This window comes from Pseudomonas sp. MB-090624 (assembly GCF_003205245.1).
GTDB lineage: Bacteria > Pseudomonadota > Gammaproteobacteria > Pseudomonadales > Pseudomonadaceae > Aquipseudomonas > Aquipseudomonas juntendi.
In genome coordinates this window covers 1-19,452 of record NZ_QJRK01000026.1, presented here as the reverse complement: position 1 = coordinate 19,452, position 19,452 = coordinate 1, and the positions used below count along the sequence as shown (strand labels likewise).

Genomic DNA, 19,452 nt, shown 5'->3' with positions numbered 1-19,452 from the left:
TCAACCAGGGGTAGTCTGCCCATGAGCCACATTCCCAAGGCCGAGTATGCCCGGCGGCGCAAGGCGCTGATGGCGCAGATGGTCCCCAACAGCATCGCCATCCTGCCCGCCGCCGCGGTTGCCATCCGCAACCGCGACGTCGAGCACGTGTACCGCCAGGACAGCGACTTCCAGTACCTCAGCGGCTTCCCCGAGCCAGAGGCAGTCATTGCCCTGATCCCCGGGCGCGAGCACGGTGAGTACGTGTTGTTCTGCCGTGAGCGCAACCCCGAGCGGGAGCTGTGGGATGGCCTGCGCGCCGGCCAGGAAGGCGCAGTGAGTGATTTTGGCGCCGACGATGCATTCCCCATCGCTGACATCGACGAAATCCTGCCTGGCCTGATCGAAGGCCGCGAGCGGGTGTACAGCGCCATGGGCAGCAACCCTGAATTCGACCGCCGGTTGATGGACTGGATCAACGTGATCCGCTCCAAGGCCCGGCTGGGTGCCCAGCCACCGAACGAGTTCGTTGCGCTGGATCATCTGCTGCATGACATGCGCCTGTATAAATCGGCAGCGGAAGTGAAGGTCATGCGCGCGGCTGCAGACATTTCTGCGCGTGCCCATGTGCGGGCCATGCAGGCCTGCCGGGCCGGGTTGTACGAATACAGCCTGGAAGCCGAGCTGGACTACGAGTTCCGCAAGGGCGGGGCGAAGATGCCGGCCTACGGTTCCATCGTTGCCGCTGGGCGCAATGGCTGCATCCTGCACTACCAGCAGAATGACGCACCGCTCAGGGAGGGCGACCTGGTGCTGATCGACGCCGGCTGCGAAATCGACTGCTACGCCAGTGACATCACCCGCACCTTCCCGGTCAGCGGGCGCTTTTCACCCGAGCAGAAGGCTATCTACGAGCTGGTGCTCAAGGCGCAGGCGGCCGCGTTCGCCGAAATCGCCCCCGGCAAGCACTGGAATCATGCCCATGAGGCGACCGTGCGGGTCATCACCACCGGGCTGGTGGAACTGGGCCTGCTGGAAGGCGATGTGCAGGCGCTGATCGACAGCGAAGCCTACCGCGCCTTCTACATGCACCGCGCCGGCCACTGGCTGGGCATGGATGTGCACGATGTGGGCGAGTACAAGGTGGGGGGTGAATGGCGGGTGCTGGAACCGGGTATGGCGCTGACCGTCGAACCGGGTATCTACATTGGTGCCGACAATCAGGCCGTGGCCAAGAAGTGGCGCGGCATTGGCGTAAGGATCGAGGACGACGTGGTGGTGACCAGGCAAGGTTGTGAAATACTCACTTCGGGCGTGCCACGCACGGTCGCCGAGATCGAGGCGCTGATGCAGGCTGCACGCAAGGACGCCGCATGAACCGGGTAAACCTGGCAATCATTGGTGGCGGCCTGGTGGGTGCCAGCCTGGCGTTGGCCTTGCAGGCCGGGGCCAAGGCCAGAGGCTGGAAGATCCTGCTGATCGAGCCGTTCGCCCCTGGCGACAGTTACCAGCCCAGCTACGATGCCCGCTCTTCGGCGTTATCGTTCGGCACCCAGCAGATCTATCAGCAACTGGGCCTGTGGCAGGCCATTGGCCAGCGCGCCGAGCCGATCCGGCAGATTCACGTCTCCGACCGTGGCCGCTTTGGCGCCACCCGCCTTGATGCCCAGGAAGAAGGCGTGCCGGCGCTGGGTTACGTGGTGGAGAACGCCTGGCTGGGCCAGTGCCTGTGGCAAGGCCTGGACCGCGAGGTGGTCAGCTGGCGCTGCCCGGCAGAAGTGACCGCGCTGCAGGCGGTCGACGGTGGCTACCAGCTGCGCTTGAACGACGACACCCAGCTGCAATGCGACCTGGCAGTCCTGGCCGACGGCGGCCGTTCTGGTTTGCGCGAGCAACTGGGCATCCAGGTACGCCATACGCCCTACCAGCAAAGCGCCCTGATCGCCAACATCAGCCCTGGCGAGGCCCATGGCGGCCAGGCCTTCGAGCGCTTCACCGAAGACGGCCCCATGGCCTTGCTGCCATTGCCGGATAACCGCTGCGCGCTGGTATGGACCCGCCAGGGCATGGACGCAAAACGCCTGGCCGCGATCGACGAGCGCAGTTTCCTGCGCGAGTTGCAGGGGGTGTTCGGCTACCGGCTGGGCGCGCTGCGCCAGGTGGGTGCACGGCATCTGTACCCGCTGTCGTTGATCGAAGCCCAGGAGCAGGTGCGGCCACAGTTGGTGGTGCTGGGCAACGCTGCGCACAGCTTGCACCCGATTGCCGGGCAGGGGTTCAACTTGTCGTTGCGTGACGTGCAGGCGTTGGCCGAGGCGCTGCTTGCCGGCCCGCAGCGTCCGGGCGACCTGGCCACGCTGCAGGCCTATCACCAGCGCCAGCGCCTGGACCAGGCCATGACCATCGGCTTCTCCGACCAGGTCACCCGCCTGTTCGGCAGCCAGCAGCCGTTGCTGGCCGCCGGGCGCAACCTGGGCCTGCTCGGGCTCGACCTGCTGCCACCGGCCAAAAGCTGGTTCGCTCGCCAGGCCATGGGCCTGGGCACCCGCCCCGACCGGCAGGGCCAGGCATGAGCAACCCCCGTAAACGCGCACGCCGGGCGCGCATGCTGCGCTGGCTGTTGAACCTTTACCCGCCTTACCTGGGGGCAGGTATCCGCGTGCAGCACATCAGCCCGGACCTGCGCAGCGTGAAGGTGGCAATGAAGCTGACGCGCTGGAACCGCAATTACGTCGGTACCCAGTTTGGCGGCAGCCTGTATGCCATGGTCGACCCGTTCTACATGCTGTTGCTGATCGAGCAGCTGGGGCGCGACTACATTGTCTGGGACAAGGCTGCCAGCATCGATTTCATCGCGCCGGGCAAAGGCCCGGTGTTTGCCGAATTCCACGTCGATGACGCGCTGCTGGACGACATTCGCCAGCAGACCGCTACCGGCAAGAAGTGCCTGCCGCGTGTGCAGGTCGATATCCGCGATGGCGCCGGCGAACTGGTGGCGCGGGTCGATAAAACCCTATATGTGCGGCTCAAGCCGCAAGCGAGGCTGGCGTAGGCATGGAAATGCGCGCAGATCTGTTGATTGTCGGTGCCGGTATGGTCGGCAGCGCCCTGGCCCTGGCGTTACGCCACAGTGGCTTGCAAATCCTCTTGCTCGACGGCGGCCCGCTGACGGTCAAGCCGTTCGATGCCCAGGCGCCGTTCGAACCGCGTGTCAGCGCATTGTCGGCCGCCAGCCAGCGCATTCTCGAACGCCTCGGTGCTTGGGAGGGCATTGCCCAGCGGCGTGCCACGCCGTATTCCGACATGCATGTGTGGGACGGCAGCGGCACCGGGCAGATCCACTTTTCGGCCGCCAGCGTGCACGCCCAGGTGCTCGGCCATATCGTCGAGAACCGCGTGGTGCAGGACAGCCTGCTGGAGCGCCTGCACGACAGCGATGTCGGCCTGCTGGCCAATGCGCGGCTGGAACAACTGCGCCGCTCTGGCGATGACTGGCTGCTGACCCTGGCCGATGGCCGGCGCCTGCGCGCGCCGCTGGTGGTCGCGGCCGATGGCGCCCATTCGGCCGTGCGGCGGCTGGCCGGTTGCGACACCCGCGAATGGGATTACCTGCACCACGCTATCGTGACCAGCGTGCGTTGCAGCGCCGGGCACCAGGCCACAGCCTGGCAGCGCTTCACCGATGAGGGGCCGCTGGCCTTCCTGCCGTTGACCCGGGATGGCCAGCAAGACTGGTGCTCGATCGTCTGGTCGACCACGCCGGAGCAGGCCGAGCGGTTGATGGCGCTGGATGACGCTGCCTTCGTGCAGGCCCTGGAGCGGGCCTTCGAGGGGCGCCTGGGGAGCGTGTTGCAGGCCGACCCACGGGTGTGTGTACCGCTGCGTCAGCGCCACGCCAAGCGCTACGTGGAGCACGGCCTGGCGTTGGTGGGTGATGCGGCCCACACCATCCACCCCTTGGCCGGGCAGGGCGTCAACCTGGGGTTTCTGGATGCGGCGGTGCTGGCCGACGTACTGGGCAAGGCCTGCGAGCGTGGCGAACGGCTGGCGGATGTGAAGGTACTGAGCCGTTACGAGCGCCGGCGCATGCCGCATAACCTGGCGCTGATGGCGGCGATGGAAGGGTTCGAGCGGTTGTTCCAGGCCAACCCGCTGCCGTTGCGCTGGTTGCGCAACAGTGGGCTGAAGCTGGTGCAGCAGATGCCCGAAGCCAAGGCGATGTTCGTGCGCCAGGCGTTGGGGCTGTCCGGGGATTTGCCGGAATTGGCCAGGGCTTGAGATGGCCGGGGCCGCTTTGCGGCCCCTCTGCAACATCCGGTAACGGCTCAAAGGATGAGCAAGAAAATGGGATTCACTACCATTTGCGCCTCTCATACCTTCCGAGGAGCGCTTTCCATGTTGCCACGCAAGCCCCTACTGGCCGCCCTGGCCCTGACTTTGTTCGGCGGCACCGCCCAGGCAGCGGAAGAAGTGGTGGTGTACTCCTCGCGCATCGATGAGCTGATCAAGCCGGTGTTCGATGCCTATACCGCCAAAACCGGCGTCAAGATCAAGTTCATCACCGACAAGGAAGCGCCGCTGATGCAGCGCATCAAGGCCGAGGGCGACAATGGCGTGGCCGACCTGCTGTTGACCGTCGATGCCGGCAACCTGTGGCAGGCCGAGCAAATGGGCATCCTGCAGCCGATCAAGTCCGCCACCATCGACCAGAACATTCCGCCGCAGTACCGCGCCTCGTCCCATGACTGGACCGGCCTCAGCTTGCGCGCGCGCACCATCGTCTACTCCAGCGAGCGGGTCAAACCGGCAGAGTTGAGCACCTACGAGGCCCTGGCCGACAAGCAATGGGAAGGCCGCCTGTGCCTGCGCACGGCGAAAAAGGTCTACAACCAGTCGCTGACCGCCACCCTGATCGAAACCCATGGCGAGGCGAAGACCGAGCAAATCGTCAAAGGCTGGGTCAACAACCTGTCCACCGATGTGTTCTCCGACGACAACGCGGTGATTCAGGCCATCGAGGCCGGCCAGTGCGACGTGGGCATCGTCAACACCTACTACTACGGCCGCTTGCACAAGCAGAACCCGCAGTTGCCGGTGAAGCTCTTCTGGCCCAACCAGGGCGACCGTGGCGTGCACGTGAACCTGTCGGGCATTGGCCTGACCAAACATGCACCGCACCCCGAGGCAGCGACCAAGCTGGTGGAATGGATGACGGGTGAAGAAGCGCAGAAACTGTTCGCCGACATCAACCAGGAATTCCCGGCCAACCCGAAAGTCAGGCCATCGGAAGAAGTGGCAGCGTGGGGCAGCTTCAAGGCAGACAGCATTCCGGTGGAAATTGCCGGCAAACGCCAGGCTGAAGCCATCCGTCTGATGGATCGGGCTGGCTGGAATTAAGCGCCGGGCTTTATCCTCTCGGGGCCTGAAAGGGCCTCTTCGCGGGCTCGCCCGCTCCCACAGGATCTGCACTGCCCTTGAGATATGGGCAGTCCCTGTGGGAGCGGGCGAGCCCGCGAACGACCGCAAAGCGGTCGCAAACCAGCCATAGAGACATTCACCTTGTCCCACACCCCCCAACGCCGCTGGTACTTGCCGGTATCGCTGATCGCTGCCCTGGTGCTCCTGCCCCTCAGCGTGCTGCTGCTGTCGTGGCAATCCATAGACGTGCAGATCTGGTCGCACCTGCTCGACACCCAGATGAGCCGCCTGCTGGGTAACACCCTGACGCTGGTTCTGGGGGTGGGCATCGGCGTCACCGTGCTGGGCGTCAGCCTGGCCTGGCTCACCAGCCTCTGTGAGTTCCCCGGCCGGCGCTGGCTGGACTGGGCGCTGATGTTGCCGTTCGCCATACCCGCCTATGTGCTGGCTTTCGTGTTCGTCGGCCTGCTGGACTTCGCGGGCCCGGTGCAGACCGCACTGCGCGAGGTATTCGGCCCCATGCGCCTGCCCCGGGTGCGCTCTACTGGCGGGGTCATCATCGTGCTGGTGCTGGTGTTCTACCCCTATGTCTACCTGCTGGCGCGCACGGCGTTCCTGGCACAGGGCAAAGGCTTGATGGAGGCCGCGCGGGTGCTTGGGTTATCACCCTTGCAGGCCTTCTGGCGGGTGGCGCTGCCCATGGCGCGGCCGGCGATCGGCGCCGGTGTCGCCCTGGCGCTGATGGAAACCCTGGCCGATTTCGGCGCGGTGGCGGTGTTCAATTTCGACACCTTCACCACAGCCATCTACAAGACCTGGTACGGGTTTTTCAGCCTGTCCAGCGCAGCCCAGCTGGCCAGCCTGTTGCTGCTGGCGGTAATGCTGGTGCTGTACGGCGAGCGCTGCGCCCGCGGCGCCAGCCGCAGTGGCAACGAGCGGCCACGCGGGCAGGCGCTGTACCGCTTGCGCGGGCTGAAGGCGTTGCTGGCCAGCGGCTGGTGCCTGCTGGTGTTCGCCTGCGCCTTCGTCATCCCGCTGCTGCAACTGCTGGCGTGGTTCTGGCAGCGCGGGCGGCATGACCTGGACGAGCGCTATGTCGGCCTGGTGTCGCACACCTTGTACCTGGGCGCCATGGCCGCGCTGCTCACCGTGAGCGCAGCATTGCTGCTGGCCTTCGCCCGGCGCCAGGCGCCGAGCGCCGGCATACGCGCCGGGGTCGGCCTGGCCAACCTGGGCTATGCCTTGCCCGGTTCGGTGTTGGCGGTGTCGATCATGCTGGCCTTCAGTTACCTGGACAACCAGCTGGTCATCCCGTTGTCCGGCTGGTTGGGCGGGGCCGGCAAACCGTTGCTGCTGGGCAGCCTGTCGGCCTTGCTGCTGGCTTACCTGGTGCGCTTTATCGCCGTGGCTTACGGGCCACTGGAAAGCAGCTTGGAGCGCATTCGGCCTTCTTTGCCCGAGGCTTCACGCAGCCTGGGTGTCGGCGGTGCCAGGTTGTTCCTCAAGGTCTACCTGCCGCTGTTGCTGCCTGGCGCCCTCAGCGCCGCCTTGTTGGTGTTTGTCGACGTACTCAAGGAAATGCCGGCCACCTTGCTGATGCGGCCGTTCGGCTGGGACACGCTTGCGGTACGGGTTTTCGAGATGACCAGTGAAGGCGAATGGGCGCGAGCGTCATTGCCCGCCCTGACGCTGGTGCTGGTGGGCCTGTTGCCGGTCATCGGCCTGATCCGCCGTTCGGCCCGTCGACCCGGCCACGGTCACTGAGGGTGCCAGCGCGCGGGCTTGCGGCTACAATGCGCGGCATTCGCGCGGCGGGTGTCAAACAACAAGAGCTGACGCGCAACGTCATCGACCGCCGCCGCTTCGCCACGCCCGGAAGGAGAAACCCATGGGACAGCGCACGCTTTTGTACGACCTGCACCTGGCGCTAGGCGCCAAAACGGTCGATTTCGGTGGCTGGGACATGCCCCTGCACTATGGCTCGCAGGTCGAGGAGCACCATCAGGTGCGCAGCGATTGCGGGGTGTTCGATGTTTCCCACATGACTGTGATCGATGTCGATGGTAGCGATGCCACCGCCTGGCTGCAGCGCCTGCTGGCCAACGATGTGGCCCGCATCGACGACACCGGCAAAGCGTTATACAGCCCGCTGCTGCAGGCGCAGGGCGGAGTGATCGACGACCTGATCGTATACCGCACGGAAGATGGCTATCGCCTGGTCACCAACGCCGCCACCCGCGCCAAGGTGCTCGGCTGGCTGCAGCAGCAGCGTGACGGTTTTGCCGTGGACTTCAAGGTCCGCCCCGACCTGGCCATCCTTGCCATCCAGGGCCCGCGTGCCCGAGAAAAGGTTGCGCCCCTGCTTAGCGCCGCGCGTGCCGCGCTGATCCGCGAACTGCGCCCGTTCGAAGGCTTTGCCGAAGGCGACTGGTTCATTGCCCGCACCGGGTATACCGGTGAAGACGGCCTCGAGATCATCTTCCCTGGCGACCAGGCCGTGGGCTTCTTCAACGACCTGGTGGGTGCCGGCATTGCCCCCAGCGGCCTTGGCGCGCGCGATACCCTGCGCCTGGAAGCCGGCATGAACCTGTACGGCCAGGACATTGACGAGCAGCACACCCCGCTTACCTCCAACCTGGGCTGGAGCATTGCCTGGGAGCCTGCCGAGCGTGACTTCATTGGCCGCGCTGCCCTGTTGGCGGAAATCGAGCACGGTGTGCAGGAAAAACTGGTCGGCCTGGTACTGGAAGAGCGCGGCGTGCTGCGCGCCCATCAGGTCGTGCGTGTCGCCGGTATTGGCGAAGGGGAGATCACCAGTGGTAGTTTCTCGCCTACGCTGAGCAAGTCCATTGCCTTGGCGCGCGTGCCCATGGCCACTGGTGACCGGGCCGAGGTGGAAATTCGCGGCAAGTGGTACCCGGTGCGGGTGGTCAAACCGACCTTCGTGCGCCACGGCAAGATCCTGATCTGAACCATTATTTACCGGCGGGCGTACCGCTGAGCCAATCGAGGAATTCAAGACATGAGCAATATCCCCGCCGACCTGCGTTTCGCCGAGAGCCACGAGTGGGCCCGCCTGGAAGCCGACGGCACCGTTACCGTGGGCATCAGCGACCACGCCCAGGAGGCCTTGGGTGACGTAGTGTTCGTCGAACTTGCCGAAGTCGGCAAGGTATTCGCCGCGGGTGACGCTGCCGGCGTGGTCGAGTCGGTCAAGGCCGCTTCGGACATCTATGCCCCGGTGGGTGGCGAAGTGATCGCGGTGAACGAAGAGCTGGCTGACAGCCCGGAGCAGCTCAACGAAGAGCCTTACGGGGCGTGGATCTTCAAGCTCAAGCCAAGCGACAAGGCCGAGCTGGACAAGCTGCTGGATGCTGCTGGTTACAAGGCTGCGATCGGCGAATAAGGCTTCAGGCCTGATCGCCGGCAAGCCAGCTCCCACAGAGATCGCATCAGGGCTGACAGGTGGTCGCCACAAGATATGCAGTGCCAGTGAGATCGAGCGCCGCCCGCGCGGCGCATCGCGAGCTGCGCTCGCTCTCACAGGCGCTGCATGTCTTCTGACAAACACCTGTCAGCCCTGATGCGATCCCTGTGGGAGCCGGCTTGCCGGCGATAGGGCCGGTACTGACCAAACAAGTTTCCCCGCACAACCGGCAATCCCTTCCTAGACTTGTAGTCTCCATGAGAGCTGTTCCAGGAAGAGAGCGTGGTCATGTCCCAGTCGCCGTCCCTGCATCAACTGCAAGAGCTCAACCCGTTCCTGCGTCGCCACCTGGGCCCGGATGCCGCCGAGCAGCAGGCCATGCTCAACGCACTGGGCGTGGCGAGCCGCGCCGAGCTGATCGAGCAAACCGTTCCGCCAGGCATACGCCTCAAGCGCCCCCTCGACCTGCCTCCGGCACTCGACGAGCAGGCGGCCTTGGCCAAACTCGCGGGTTACGCTGCGCAAAACCAGGTATGGACCAGCCTGATCGGCATGGGCTACCACGGCACCATCACCCCCACGGTCATCCTGCGCAACGTGCTGGAAAACCCCGGCTGGTACACCGCCTACACGCCTTACCAGCCCGAAATAGCCCAGGGCCGGCTGGAGGCGCTGCTGAACTACCAGCAGATGGTCATCGACCTGACCGGGCTGGCCCTGGCCAACGCCTCGCTGCTGGACGAGGCGACTGCCGCCGCCGAGGCCATGGCCCTGGCCAAGCGCGTGGCGCGCAGCAAGAGCAACGCATTCTTCGCCGATGAGCACTGCCACCCGCAGACCCTGTCAGTGCTCAAGACCCGCGCCGAAGGCTTCGGCTTCGAACTGATCATCGACTCTGTGGATAAGCTGAACACGCATGCGGTATTCGGCGCCTTGCTGCAGTACCCCGATACCCACGGCGAGGTGCGCGACCTGCGCCCGCTGATCGAGCACTTGCATGGCCAGCACGCCCTGGCCTGCGTGGCAGCCGACCTGCTCAGCCTCGTACTGCTCACGCCGCCCGGCGAGCTGGGCGCCGATGTGGTGTTGGGTTCCAGCCAGCGCTTTGGTGTACCGATGGGTTACGGCGGGCCACATGCGGCGTATTTCGCCTGCCGCGACGACTACAAGCGGGCCATGCCCGGGCGCATCATCGGCGTGTCGCGTGATGCCCGTGGCAACACCGCGCTGCGCATGGCCCTGCAAACCCGCGAGCAGCATATCCGCCGTGAAAAGGCCAACTCCAACATCTGCACGGCGCAGGTGCTGCTGGCCAACATCGCCGGCTTCTACGCGGTCTACCACGGCCCGCAAGGGCTGCAGCGCATTGCCCAGCGCGTGCACCGGCTGACGGCGATACTGGCGGCCGGCCTTGCGGCCAAAGGCATCAAGCGCCTCAACCAGCACTTCTTCGACACCCTTACCCTCGACGTGGGTGGCGCACAGGCAGCCATCATCGAGAGCGCTGAAGCCGCACAGGTCAACCTGCGCATACTGGGCCGCGGCCACCTGGGCGTGAGCCTGGATGAAACCTGCAACGAGCAGACAGTGCTGCGCCTGTTGGACATTTTCGTGGGGGTTGACCACGGGCTGGACATCCCCGCGCTTGACCAGTCGGCCCTGGCCGAAGGCATTCCGCCCAGCCTGGTGCGGCATTCGCCGTTCCTTGCCCACCCGGTGTTCAACCTGCACCACAGCGAAACCGAGATGCTGCGCTACCTCAAGCAGCTGGAGAACAAGGACCTGGCGCTGAACCAGTCGATGATTCCGCTGGGCTCCTGCACCATGAAGCTCAATGCTACCAGCGAGATGATCCCGATCACTTGGCCTGCTTTCGCTCAGCTGCACCCGTTCGCCCCGGTGGGGCAGGCCGTCGGGTACAAGGCGATGATCGACGAGCTGGAAAGCTGGCTGTGCACCATTACCGGCTTCGATGCCATCTGCATGCAGCCCAACTCCGGGGCCCAGGGTGAGTACGCTGGCCTGATGGCGATTACCCGCTACCACCGCAGCTGCCAGCAACCGCAGCGTACCTTGTGCCTGATCCCGTCGTCGGCCCACGGCACCAACCCGGCGTCGGCACAGATGGCCGGCATGGAGGTGGTGATAGTCGATTGCGATCAGGGCGGCAACGTCGACCTGGCAGACCTCAAGGCCAAGGCCGGCGCAGCCGGTGAGCGCCTGTCGTGCCTGATGATCACCTACCCCTCAACCCACGGCGTGTACGAAGAGGGCATTCGCGAAATCTGTGACGTGGTACACCAGCACGGCGGCCAGGTGTACATGGACGGCGCGAACCTCAATGCCCAGGTGGGGTTGGCGCGCCCTGCCGACATCGGTGCCGATGTGTCGCACATGAACCTGCACAAGACCTTCTGCATCCCCCACGGCGGCGGTGGTCCGGGCATGGGGCCGATCGGTGTTCGCGCTCATCTGCAACCCTTCGTCGCCAGCCACCCGGTGGTACCGGTCCCCGGCCTGGATCCGAACAACAGTGCGGTCAGCGCTGCGCCCTGGGGCAGCGCCAGCATTCTGCCGATCAGCTGGATGTACATTGCCATGATGGGCCCGCAACTGGCTGACGCCAGCGAGGTGGCGATCCTCTCTGCCAACTACCTGGCCAGCCAGCTGGCAGGGGCCTTCCCGGTGCTCTACCGCGGGCGTAACCAGCGCGTGGCCCATGAGTGCATACTCGATCTGCGGCCGTTGAAGGCGCTGACGGGCATCAGCGAGGAGGACGTGGCGAAGCGCCTGATGGACTACGGCTTCCATGCACCGACCATGTCGTTCCCGGTGCCGGGTACGCTGATGGTGGAACCGACCGAAAGTGAGTCCAAGGCCGAGCTGGACCGCTTTATCGAAGCGATGCTGGCAATTCGCGCGGAGATCGCGGACGTTCAGGATGGCAAGTGGCCGGCAGAGAACAGCCCGCTCAGGCATGCGCCGCATACCTTGGCCGATGTCCTGGGTATATGGGACAGGCCCTACAGCCTGGAGCAGGCGGTGGCACCGGTTGCGCATGTGCGCCAATACAAGTACTGGCCGGCGGTTAACCGGGTCGACAACGTGTATGGGGACCGCAACCTGTTCTGTGCCTGTGTGCCGGTGGAGGCTTATCGCTGATAGCGCAGGGGTGACCGATTGGGCGCGCAGCGCGCGCCCCGGGGTTTTACTCGGCTACCGCATTCTTGGCCAGGATGGCATTGGCCAGCTCCATGTCCGAGGCCTGCAGCCCCGGGTTCTCGGCCCGTGCCTGGTGCATGGCGGCTTCCAGGAACGGCCCACGAATCGCACCTTCGCTGGCAACGAAGCTGCTGGCGTCGTCCTGCGCGGCGAGGACAAGCTTGTGGTCCCGCGACGTCAGGTAGGTCGAACCAGTCGTTGCCCCGGAAGAAATCACGTTACGCCAAAAGGTATCAGCCATGGCCGAGCCCATAGGCAGCGAGAGCAGGGCAGCGGCGGCAACGGCAGTTTTGAGACGCATGTTGAAACACCTCGAAGGGTGGGGTTGAAGATGCGCCGTTGGATCTTTTCCAATGGGGCAAGTTCCTGAATGCCGGGGCTTTTCGTCAGCCGCACACGCGCAATACCTCATGCATGCAGGTCTGCCCAGTGGTCACCTTGGCCTCGCCACAACGGCGAAGGTCCACCAGGCCATCGGCCCGGGCCTGTTGCCGCAGAATGGTCAGGTCGGCATCCCGGCCGATCAGCGCGCGCAGCTGGTCGCTGGGCTCGAGCAGTTCAAATAAACCGGTGCGGCCATGAAAGCCGGTGCCTCGGCAGGTACGGCAGTGGGCGCAGGTATTCGCTTGGCAGTCCGGGCACAGGGTGCGTACCAGGCGCTGGGCCATGACGCCGACCAGCGTCGCCTTGATCAGGTAGTCGGCCACGCCCAGTTCCTGCAGGCGGGTGATGGCCGCGCAGGCATCGTTGGTGTGCAGGGTAGACAGCACCAAATGCCCGGTCAGGGCGGCCTGTACCGCCACCAGGGCCGTTTCGCGGTCGCGAATTTCGCCGATCATGATGATGTCCGGGTCCTGACGCAGCAGGGCGCGTACCCCGGCGGCAAAACCAAGGTCCAGGGCGGGCTGCACCTGCAACTGGTTGAACGCCGGCTCCAGGCGCTCGATGGGGTCTTCGATGGTGCACAGGTTGACCTGTGGCGTGGCCAATAGCTTGAGGCTGGTATACAGCGTGCTGGTCTTGCCGGAGCCGGTGGGGCCGGTCACCAGGATGATGCCCTGGCGCTTGGCCAACAGGCGCTGCCACTGGGCCAGTTGCTGGCCTTGCAGGCCGAGGCGGTCGAAGCCCTCGTGCAGTTGCTGCGGGTCGAACAGGCGCAGCACCAGCTTTTCGCCGTAGGCGGTTGGCAGGGTCGACAGCCGTAGCTCGACCTCACCGCCGCCGGGCAGGCGGCTGTGCAGGCGGCCGTCCTGCGGCCGGCGCTTTTGCGCCACATCCATGCGCCCCAGGTGCTTGAGGCGGCTGACCAGTGCCAAGGTCACGCCGGCAGGAAAGGCGTACACGTTATGCAGCAGGCCGTCGATGCGGTAGCGCAACTGGCCCTGATCGCGGCGGGGTTCCAGGTGAATGTCGCTGGCACGTTGTTCGATAGCGTACTGCAGCAACCAGTCGACGATGTGCACGATGTGCGCGTCGTCGGCGCTGGCTTCGGCCTGGCGCTTGCCCAGTTCCAGCAGTTGCTCGAGTTCGCCCAGGCCGGCGGCCTGCTGGTATTGCGCGCCTTTTACCGACTGGGCGAGGTGCTGGAACGACTGCCCTGCCTGGCGGATTTGCAACGGGCTGGCCAGCACCCGGCGAATCGGCCGGCCCAGGCTGCGGGCCAGGTCGGCCTGCCAGTCGTTCTGGTAGGGCTCGGCACTGGCGACGGTAACGCCGAGGGCGTCGGCTGCGACGATGAGGATGCCGTGGCGCTGGGCGAAGGCCGGCGCGATCAGGCCGCTGACCTGGGGCAGGTCGAGCTGCATGGGGTCGATGCGCAGGTAAGGCTGGCCGACCTTGCGGGCCAGCCATTGGCAAAGGTGCTCAAGGTCCAGCTGCTGGCCAGGCTGTTGGCGGTGTTCGAGGCTGCAGGCGGCGATCTGTTCGAGCGGATGGCAAGCGGGGTGGGCGGCGGCGTTGTCGAGCACGTGCTCGGCGTCGTTGGCGTGCAGGTGCTGGTCGGCGACCAGCGCGGCGAGCACGCGTTCAAGGTCGAGGGTCATTGTGTGCGGGCTATGCATGCTGGGCGTCCGTGCCTGTTCGGGAATGTGCCGATCAGGCTAGCCGGGCGGGGCGCGGGCATCACGGGGGAAGGGTTTCGGGGTTTTACACCTACGGTGCAGAGGTATTGCGCGAGGCTATAGGCTAATGCCTGTCGGTCAAGTAATTTGGGGCCGCTTTGCGACCCTTCGCGGGCACGCCCGCTCCCACAGGGTGATCGCGCATTTCTTGAGTTCAGCGCCTAACGTGTGGGAGCGGGCGTGCCCGCGAAGGGCTGCAAAGCAGCCCCAGTAACGCTTAACTGACAGGCATTAGGCAGCCTTTATTCGCTATGATTTGACCATTTTGCTTGGCTAACGAATTGAGCAATTCGTCAGCACCCATCATGGAGAAACAGCAATGCATAGCGAGCTGGACGCCTACGATCGGCGCATTCTTGAACTGCTGCAAGAGGACGCTTCGCTTTCCAGCGCGCAGATTGCCGAGCGTGTGGGGCTGTCACAGTCACCGTGCTGGCGGCGTATCCAGCGTTTGAAGGACGAGGGGGTGATTCGTGGGCAGGTGACCTTGCTCGACCGCAAAAAGATCGGCCTGAACACCCAGATATTCGCCGAGGTGAAGCTCAATGCCCACGGGCGCTCCAACTTCACCGAATTCACCGAGGCCATTCGCGGCTTCCCGGAGGTGCTGGAATGCTATGTGCTGATGGGCGCGGTGGATTTTTTGCTGCGCATCGTTACCTCGGATATCGAGGCCTACGAGCGGTTCTTCTTCGAAAAGCTGTCGAACGTGCCGGGGATTCAGGAAGTGAACTCGATTGTGGCACTTTCAGAGATCAAGTCCACGACCAGCCTGCCGCTCAAGACCCGCTGACGTGGTTTCGTGTAGGAGCGGCCTTGCGTCGCGAAAGGGCCGCAAAGCGGCCCCGGCAGTATCTGCTTGAAGCGCAGATCCCGGGGGCGCTTCGCACCCCTTTCGCGACGCAGGGCCGCTCCTACAGGGCCGCATCAGGCCTTGAGCAGGTGCTTCCAGCCACGGCTCTGGTCGACTGCCCGTGCCTGGTCGATGCGTGCTTCCAGCACTTCATCGCTGATCGGCAGTTCGGCCAGCTCGTGCAGCTTCTTCAGGTCGCCATACAGGCGGTCCATCTGCGGTGCTTCCAGCACCTGGCGGGCGTGGTGCAGCCAGGCCAGCAACTGTTCGATCCGCGGCAGTTGCTCAGCCAGGTCTTCGGGGCGCTGGGTGTACAGCGGCAGCTTCAGTGCACGGCCTTCTTCACCCAGCAAATGGCCCATCCAGCTGGCCAGCTGCGCCTTGCCCTGGCGTTCGCCACGGCCCTTGCGTTCAACTGTCCAGGTGCGGGCCAGCAGCCAGCGTGAGGTTTCCAGCGAGAACTGGCCCCAGCGCACGTCTTCCAGCTCTTCGGCAAACTGCTCGGGCGCGGCGCGGCGGATGTCTTCGTCGTCGTTACCGGCCTGCACCAGCGGGCGCCAGTCTTCCAGCAGGGCGTCGAGGCTGCTGCGCAGTTCACGGGTAGCGGCACGCGGTGCGGCCTGGCCCAGGCTGGCGGTCAAGGCACGCAGTTCGCTCAGGCACTCGACCCAGTCCTGCAACAGGCGCCAGTGGCCATTGTGGCGGTACTGCTCGGCCAGGCGCTGGCTGCTGCCCAGCAGTTGCCAGGCCAGGGCGGCGTAGGCGTCGTCCACGGCCATTTCCGCGTCCAGCTCGGCCCCTGGCAGGCCCAGCTCATAGCTGTCTGGCTCCAGCAGGCGGTAGCCGCGCTCGGCCTTGCTGATGTCGCACGGCATCAACGGCAGGCTGGCGGCCAGCTCGGCGGCCAGTTCCAGCAGTGCCTGCGGCTCACCTTCGCGCAGCTCAAGCTCCAGCTCGCAGATGGCTTCCTTGCGCTTGCCGGCGAACACGAAGCCTTGGTCCAGCGCGGCCTCGATCACCACCTTGCTTTTGCCACGGCCCCAGGCGATTTCGGCGAACTCGCGGGTGAAGTCCGTGGTGAACAGTGGCTTGATGGTCTTTTTGTCCAGGCCGGCCAGTTGTTCGGGCCAGCAGGTGGCATCGAGCTTTTTCAGGTCCAGCTTGGGCTTGTCCAGGTTCCACTCGTACTCATTGCGCTCCGACAGGCCCGCTACGCTCTGGCCGCGGCACTTGAGGGTCTGGATGACCACATCGCCATCGCGACGCAGGCGCAGGGCCACGCGGGCAGCAGACAGCTCACGCTCGGCAGTGTCGAAGTACTGGTTGGTCAGTTCGCGGGTCTGCCAGCCGGACTTGTTGCGCTTTTTCAGCAGAGGGTGCTCGCGCAGGGCGGCAAGGGTCTCGCGGCTGGCGCGTAGCTTGAGTTCGGTTTCTTTGTGCATCACAGACTCGAAGGAGGGGGCGTGGTTGGCAAGGAGTTTACAGCAGTCGGCCGCGCTCTGTCGGGTCGCGGTGGTTTCTTCGCGGGCTCGCCCGCGCCCACAGGCAAAGCGCAGCCCTTGAAGGCATTGAAATCGATGTGGGAGCGGGCAAGCCCGCGAAGAAGCCCACACGCTTGCCCTGGGAACGATAGGCATTGTTATGATGGGCAACGCTTCCCAGGAGTACGCGCATGCCGTTGCCGACGCTGAAAGACCAGTTTGCCGCCTTGATCGCCGCGCCTTCGGTCAGTTGCACCCAGCCAGCGCTGGACCAGTCCAACCGCCAGGTCATCGAGCTGCTCGCCGGTTGGCTGGGCGACCTGGGGTTCCAGTGTGACATTCAGCAGGTTACCCCCGGCAAGTTCAACCTGCTGGCCAGCCGCGGCACCGGCCCGGGCGGCCTTGTGCTGGCGGGGCACAGCGACACCGTGCCCTACGACGAACAACTGTGGCGCAGTGACCCGCTGAAGCTGACAGAAACCGACGGGCGCTGGGTTGGCCTGGGTAGCTGCGACATGAAAGGGTTCTTCGCCCTGATCATCGAAGCCGTCATTCCGCTGCTGGAGCACGATTTCAAGCAGCCCCTGCTGATCCTCGCCACCTGTGACGAAGAAAGCTCCATGTCTGGTGCCCGCGCCCTGGCCGAGGCTGGCCAGCCGTTGGGGCGAGCGGCGGTGATCGGCGAACCGACCGGGCTGCGGCCGATCCGCATGCACAAGGGCATCCTCATGGAGCGCATCGACATCCTGGGGCGCAGCGGCCACTCCTCGGACCCAAGCCTGGGCCACAGCGCCATGGAAGCCATGCACGCGGTCATGGGCGAGCTGATGGGCCTGCGCCAGCAATGGCAGCAAACCTACCGCAACCCGCAGTTCAGCGTGCCCACCCCGACCATGAACTTTGGCTGCATCCACGGCGGCGACAACCCAAACCGTATCTGCGGCCAGTGCGCACTGGAGTTCGACCTGAGGCCTTTGCCCGGCATGGATGCCGAGCAGCTGCGGGCGGCCATCCGCGAGAAACTGCAGCCGCTGGCCGAGCGCCACGAGGTCCGTATCGACTACGCACCGCTGTTCCCGGAGGTGCCGCCGTTCGAGCAGGCGGCCGACGCCGAGCTGGTGCAGGTAGCCGAACGCCTGACCGGCCATCGCGCCGAAGCGGTGGCGTTCGGCACCGAAGCACCTTATCTTCAGCAGCTGGGTTGCCAGACCATCGTGTTGGGCCCCGGCGACATCGCCTGCGCCCACCAGCCTGGCGAATACCTTGAAATGTCACGAATCGAGCCTACCGTGCGTCTATTGCGTGACCTGATCCGGCACTATTGCCTGCACTAAACGTCAATCGTACTGATTCGTTCCTGCCTAGAGGAGACCGCGCGTGACCGCAAGCCTGTTCCGACGATGATCCTGAACGCCCCGTGTATCGCCGTTCTCCGTCCACTTATTCACAGGCCCTGTCATGCCCGATTACGTCAACTGGCTGCGTCATGCCTCCCCTTACATCAATGCCCATCGCGACTGCACCTTCGTGGTCATGCTGCCTGGCGATGGGGTAGAGCACCCCAACTTCGGCAATATCGTCCACGACCTGGTCCTGCTGCACAGCCTTGGCGTGCGCCTGGTACTGGTGCACGGCTCGCGCCCGCAGATCGAAAGCCGTTTGGCTGAGCGCGGCCTGACGCCGCATTACCACCGCGGCCTGCGCATCACCGATGCCGCCACCCTGGATTGCGTGATCGACGCTGTCGGCGCCCTGCGCCTGGCCATCGAGGCGCGCCTGTCGATGGACATCGCGGCCTCGCCGATGCAGGGCTCGCGCCTGCGCGTGGCGTCCGGCAACCTGGTCACCGCACGGCCGATCGGTGTGCTCGAAGGGGTGGACTACCACCACACCGGCGAAGTGCGCCGGGTCGACCGCAAGGGCATCAGCCGCCTGCTCGACGAGCGCTCCATCGTGCTGTTGTCGCCCTTGGGTTACTCACCCACCGGGGAGATCTTCAACCTGGCCTGCGAGGACGTCGCTACCCGCGCGGCCATCGACCTGGGTGCCGACAAGCTGCTGCTGTTCGGCGCCGAGCCAGGTTTGCTGGACGCAGACGGCAAGCTGATACGCGAGCTGCGCCCACAACAGGTGGCCCCGCACCTGCAGCGCCTGGGCAGCGATTACCAGGGCGAGTTGCTGGATGCTGCGGCTGAAGCCTGCAAGGGCGGCGTCGCGCGTAGCCACATCGTCAGTTATGCCGAAGACGGCGCCCTGCTGACCGAGCTGTTCACCCGCGGCGGGGGCGGCACGCTGGTATCGCAGGAGCAGTTCGAGGTGGTGCGCGAGGCGACCATCGAAGACGTCGGTGGCTTGCTCGACCTGATCAGCCCGCTGGAAGAGCAGGGCATCCTGGTGCGTCGCTCGCGCGAGGTGCTGGAGCGTGAGATCGAGCAATTCAGTGTGGTCGAGCGCGAAGGCATGATCATCGCCTGTGCGGCGCTGTACCCGATTGCCGATTCCGAGGCCGGCGAGCTGGCGTGCCTGGCGGTCAACCCGGAATACCGCCATGGTGGGCGGGGCGACGAATTGCTGGAGCGCATCGAGAGCCGTGCGCGGCAAATGGGCTTGAGTACCCTGTTCGTGCTTACTACCCGTACTGCGCACTGGTTTCGCGAACGTGGCTTTGCGCCGAGTGGCGTGGAGCGCCTGCCGGCAGCGCGGGCTTCGCTGTACAACTATCAGCGTAATTCGAAGATTTTCGAGAAGTCTTTGTAAACCTGTACCGGCCCTATCGCCGGCAAGCCGGCTCCCACAGGGAAAGCGCCAGCCCTGAAGGTTGTGCAGTACCTGTGGGAGATTCTATGGTTCCTGGCAAGGGTAGCCGGAGCATCTTCAGCGCCTGTGAGATCGAGCGCCGCCCGCGCGGCGCAATCGCGAGCTGCGCTCGCTCCTACGTTTGTTTCGGGCCAG

Annotated in this window: 15 protein-coding genes; 12 read left to right on the top strand and 3 right to left on the bottom strand. The window is 65.1% G+C overall.

Annotated elements, in window-relative coordinates; all coding sequences use genetic code 11:
- Window positions 1-21 precede the first annotated feature (21 nt).
- The 9 genes from pepP to gcvP all read left to right on the top strand — a co-directional run bounded on the left by pepP (window position 22) and on the right by gcvP (window position 11,986).
- Window positions 22-1,356, top strand: coding sequence for a Xaa-Pro aminopeptidase (pepP, locus tag DMX12_RS15715; protein WP_054911886.1), 1,335 nt, complete (start codon window positions 22-24; stop codon window positions 1,354-1,356).
- Window positions 1,353-2,552 carry a 2-octaprenyl-6-methoxyphenyl hydroxylase gene (ubiH, locus tag DMX12_RS15710; protein ID WP_054905399.1) on the top strand — a complete coding sequence of 400 codons (1,200 nt, stop codon included), beginning with the start codon at window positions 1,353-1,355 and terminating at the stop codon, window positions 2,550-2,552. The genes pepP and ubiH overlap by 4 nt, the downstream gene beginning before the upstream one ends.
- The gene (locus DMX12_RS15705) at window positions 2,549-3,031 is read left to right on the top strand and encodes a DUF4442 domain-containing protein (RefSeq protein WP_009684137.1); all 483 of its coding nucleotides are present in this window, start codon (window positions 2,549-2,551) and stop codon (window positions 3,029-3,031) included. Before ubiH ends, DMX12_RS15705 begins: the two co-directional genes overlap by 4 nt.
- A gap of 8 nt (window positions 3,032-3,039) precedes the next feature.
- The gene (locus DMX12_RS15700; RefSeq protein ID WP_166524963.1) at window positions 3,040-4,257 is read left to right on the top strand and encodes a 2-octaprenyl-3-methyl-6-methoxy-1,4-benzoquinol hydroxylase; all 1,218 of its coding nucleotides are present in this window, start codon (window positions 3,040-3,042) and stop codon (window positions 4,255-4,257) included.
- Between the two features lie 117 nt (window positions 4,258-4,374).
- A complete protein-coding gene (locus DMX12_RS15695; RefSeq protein WP_047150145.1) occupies window positions 4,375-5,376 on the top strand; it encodes an extracellular solute-binding protein in 1,002 nt (333 codons plus the stop codon).
- 162 nt (window positions 5,377-5,538) lie between these two features.
- On the top strand, window positions 5,539-7,161 hold the full coding sequence (locus DMX12_RS15690) for an iron ABC transporter permease (protein WP_110678557.1): 1,623 nt from the start codon (window positions 5,539-5,541) through the stop codon (window positions 7,159-7,161).
- A gap of 124 nt (window positions 7,162-7,285) precedes the next feature.
- Entirely contained in the window at window positions 7,286-8,368 is a 1,083-nt protein-coding gene (gene gcvT / locus DMX12_RS15685) for a glycine cleavage system aminomethyltransferase GcvT (protein WP_110678555.1), read from the top strand.
- Between the two features lie 51 nt (window positions 8,369-8,419).
- Window positions 8,420-8,803: a glycine cleavage system protein GcvH gene (gene gcvH, locus DMX12_RS15680; RefSeq protein ID WP_110678553.1), complete on the top strand. Its 384-nt coding sequence runs from the start codon at window positions 8,420-8,422 to the stop codon at window positions 8,801-8,803.
- Between the two features lie 309 nt (window positions 8,804-9,112).
- The gene (gene gcvP / locus DMX12_RS15675) at window positions 9,113-11,986 is read left to right on the top strand and encodes an aminomethyl-transferring glycine dehydrogenase (protein WP_110678551.1); all 2,874 of its coding nucleotides are present in this window, start codon (window positions 9,113-9,115) and stop codon (window positions 11,984-11,986) included.
- A gap of 46 nt (window positions 11,987-12,032) precedes the next feature.
- On the opposite strand, the gene DMX12_RS15670 is transcribed toward gcvP, so the two are convergent.
- Window positions 12,033-12,347 carry a DUF2388 domain-containing protein gene (locus tag DMX12_RS15670; protein WP_009684128.1) on the bottom strand — a complete coding sequence of 105 codons (315 nt, stop codon included), beginning with the start codon at window positions 12,345-12,347 and terminating at the stop codon, window positions 12,033-12,035.
- 85 nt (window positions 12,348-12,432) lie between these two features.
- Entirely contained in the window at window positions 12,433-14,106 is a 1,674-nt protein-coding gene (locus DMX12_RS15665) for a GspE/PulE family protein (protein WP_110678549.1), read from the bottom strand.
- A 379-nt stretch (window positions 14,107-14,485) separates the two neighbouring features.
- Here DMX12_RS15665 and DMX12_RS15660 point away from each other — a divergent pair, with 379 nt between their 5' ends.
- A complete protein-coding gene (locus DMX12_RS15660; RefSeq protein WP_054905209.1) occupies window positions 14,486-14,959 on the top strand; it encodes an Lrp/AsnC family transcriptional regulator in 474 nt (157 codons plus the stop codon).
- A 134-nt stretch (window positions 14,960-15,093) separates the two neighbouring features.
- Here DMX12_RS15660 and DMX12_RS15655 read toward each other — a convergent pair whose 3' ends face one another.
- On the bottom strand, window positions 15,094-16,461 hold the full coding sequence (locus DMX12_RS15655; protein ID WP_110678547.1) for an inorganic triphosphatase: 1,368 nt from the start codon (window positions 16,459-16,461) through the stop codon (window positions 15,094-15,096).
- A gap of 230 nt (window positions 16,462-16,691) precedes the next feature.
- Between DMX12_RS15655 and argE the strand changes: the two genes are divergently transcribed.
- Window positions 16,692-17,834, top strand: coding sequence for an acetylornithine deacetylase (argE, locus tag DMX12_RS15650; RefSeq protein WP_110678545.1), 1,143 nt, complete (start codon window positions 16,692-16,694; stop codon window positions 17,832-17,834).
- Between the two features lie 124 nt (window positions 17,835-17,958).
- Window positions 17,959-19,257, top strand: a complete 1,299-nt coding sequence (argA, locus tag DMX12_RS15645; RefSeq protein ID WP_029888017.1) for an amino-acid N-acetyltransferase — start codon at window positions 17,959-17,961, stop codon at window positions 19,255-19,257.
- The last annotated feature ends 195 nt before the right edge of the window (window positions 19,258-19,452 follow it).

What these genes read in the sequence shown, in the direction of transcription:
- pepP (WP_054911886.1), top strand. Translation starts at nt 22, where the DNA reads ATGAGCCACATTCCCAAGGCCGAGTATGCCCGGCGGCGCAAGGCGCTG.
- ubiH (WP_054905399.1), top strand. Translation starts at nt 1,353, where the DNA reads ATGAACCGGGTAAACCTGGCAATCATTGGTGGCGGCCTGGTGGGTGCC.
- DMX12_RS15705 (WP_009684137.1), top strand. Translation starts at nt 2,549, where the DNA reads ATGAGCAACCCCCGTAAACGCGCACGCCGGGCGCGCATGCTGCGCTGG.
- DMX12_RS15700 (WP_166524963.1), top strand. Translation starts at nt 3,040, where the DNA reads ATGCGCGCAGATCTGTTGATTGTCGGTGCCGGTATGGTCGGCAGCGCC.
- DMX12_RS15695 (WP_047150145.1), top strand. Translation starts at nt 4,375, where the DNA reads ATGTTGCCACGCAAGCCCCTACTGGCCGCCCTGGCCCTGACTTTGTTC.
- gcvT (WP_110678555.1), top strand. Translation starts at nt 7,286, where the DNA reads ATGGGACAGCGCACGCTTTTGTACGACCTGCACCTGGCGCTAGGCGCC.
- gcvH (WP_110678553.1), top strand. Translation starts at nt 8,420, where the DNA reads ATGAGCAATATCCCCGCCGACCTGCGTTTCGCCGAGAGCCACGAGTGG.
- gcvP (WP_110678551.1), top strand. Translation starts at nt 9,113, where the DNA reads ATGTCCCAGTCGCCGTCCCTGCATCAACTGCAAGAGCTCAACCCGTTC.
- DMX12_RS15670 (WP_009684128.1), bottom strand. Translation starts at nt 12,347, where the DNA reads ATGCGTCTCAAAACTGCCGTTGCCGCCGCTGCCCTGCTCTCGCTGCCT.
- DMX12_RS15665 (WP_110678549.1), bottom strand. Translation starts at nt 14,106, where the DNA reads ATGCATAGCCCGCACACAATGACCCTCGACCTTGAACGCGTGCTCGCC.
- DMX12_RS15660 (WP_054905209.1), top strand. Translation starts at nt 14,486, where the DNA reads ATGCATAGCGAGCTGGACGCCTACGATCGGCGCATTCTTGAACTGCTG.
- DMX12_RS15655 (WP_110678547.1), bottom strand. Translation starts at nt 16,461, where the DNA reads ATGCACAAAGAAACCGAACTCAAGCTACGCGCCAGCCGCGAGACCCTT.
- argE (WP_110678545.1), top strand. Translation starts at nt 16,692, where the DNA reads ATGCCGTTGCCGACGCTGAAAGACCAGTTTGCCGCCTTGATCGCCGCG.
- argA (WP_029888017.1), top strand. Translation starts at nt 17,959, where the DNA reads ATGCCCGATTACGTCAACTGGCTGCGTCATGCCTCCCCTTACATCAAT.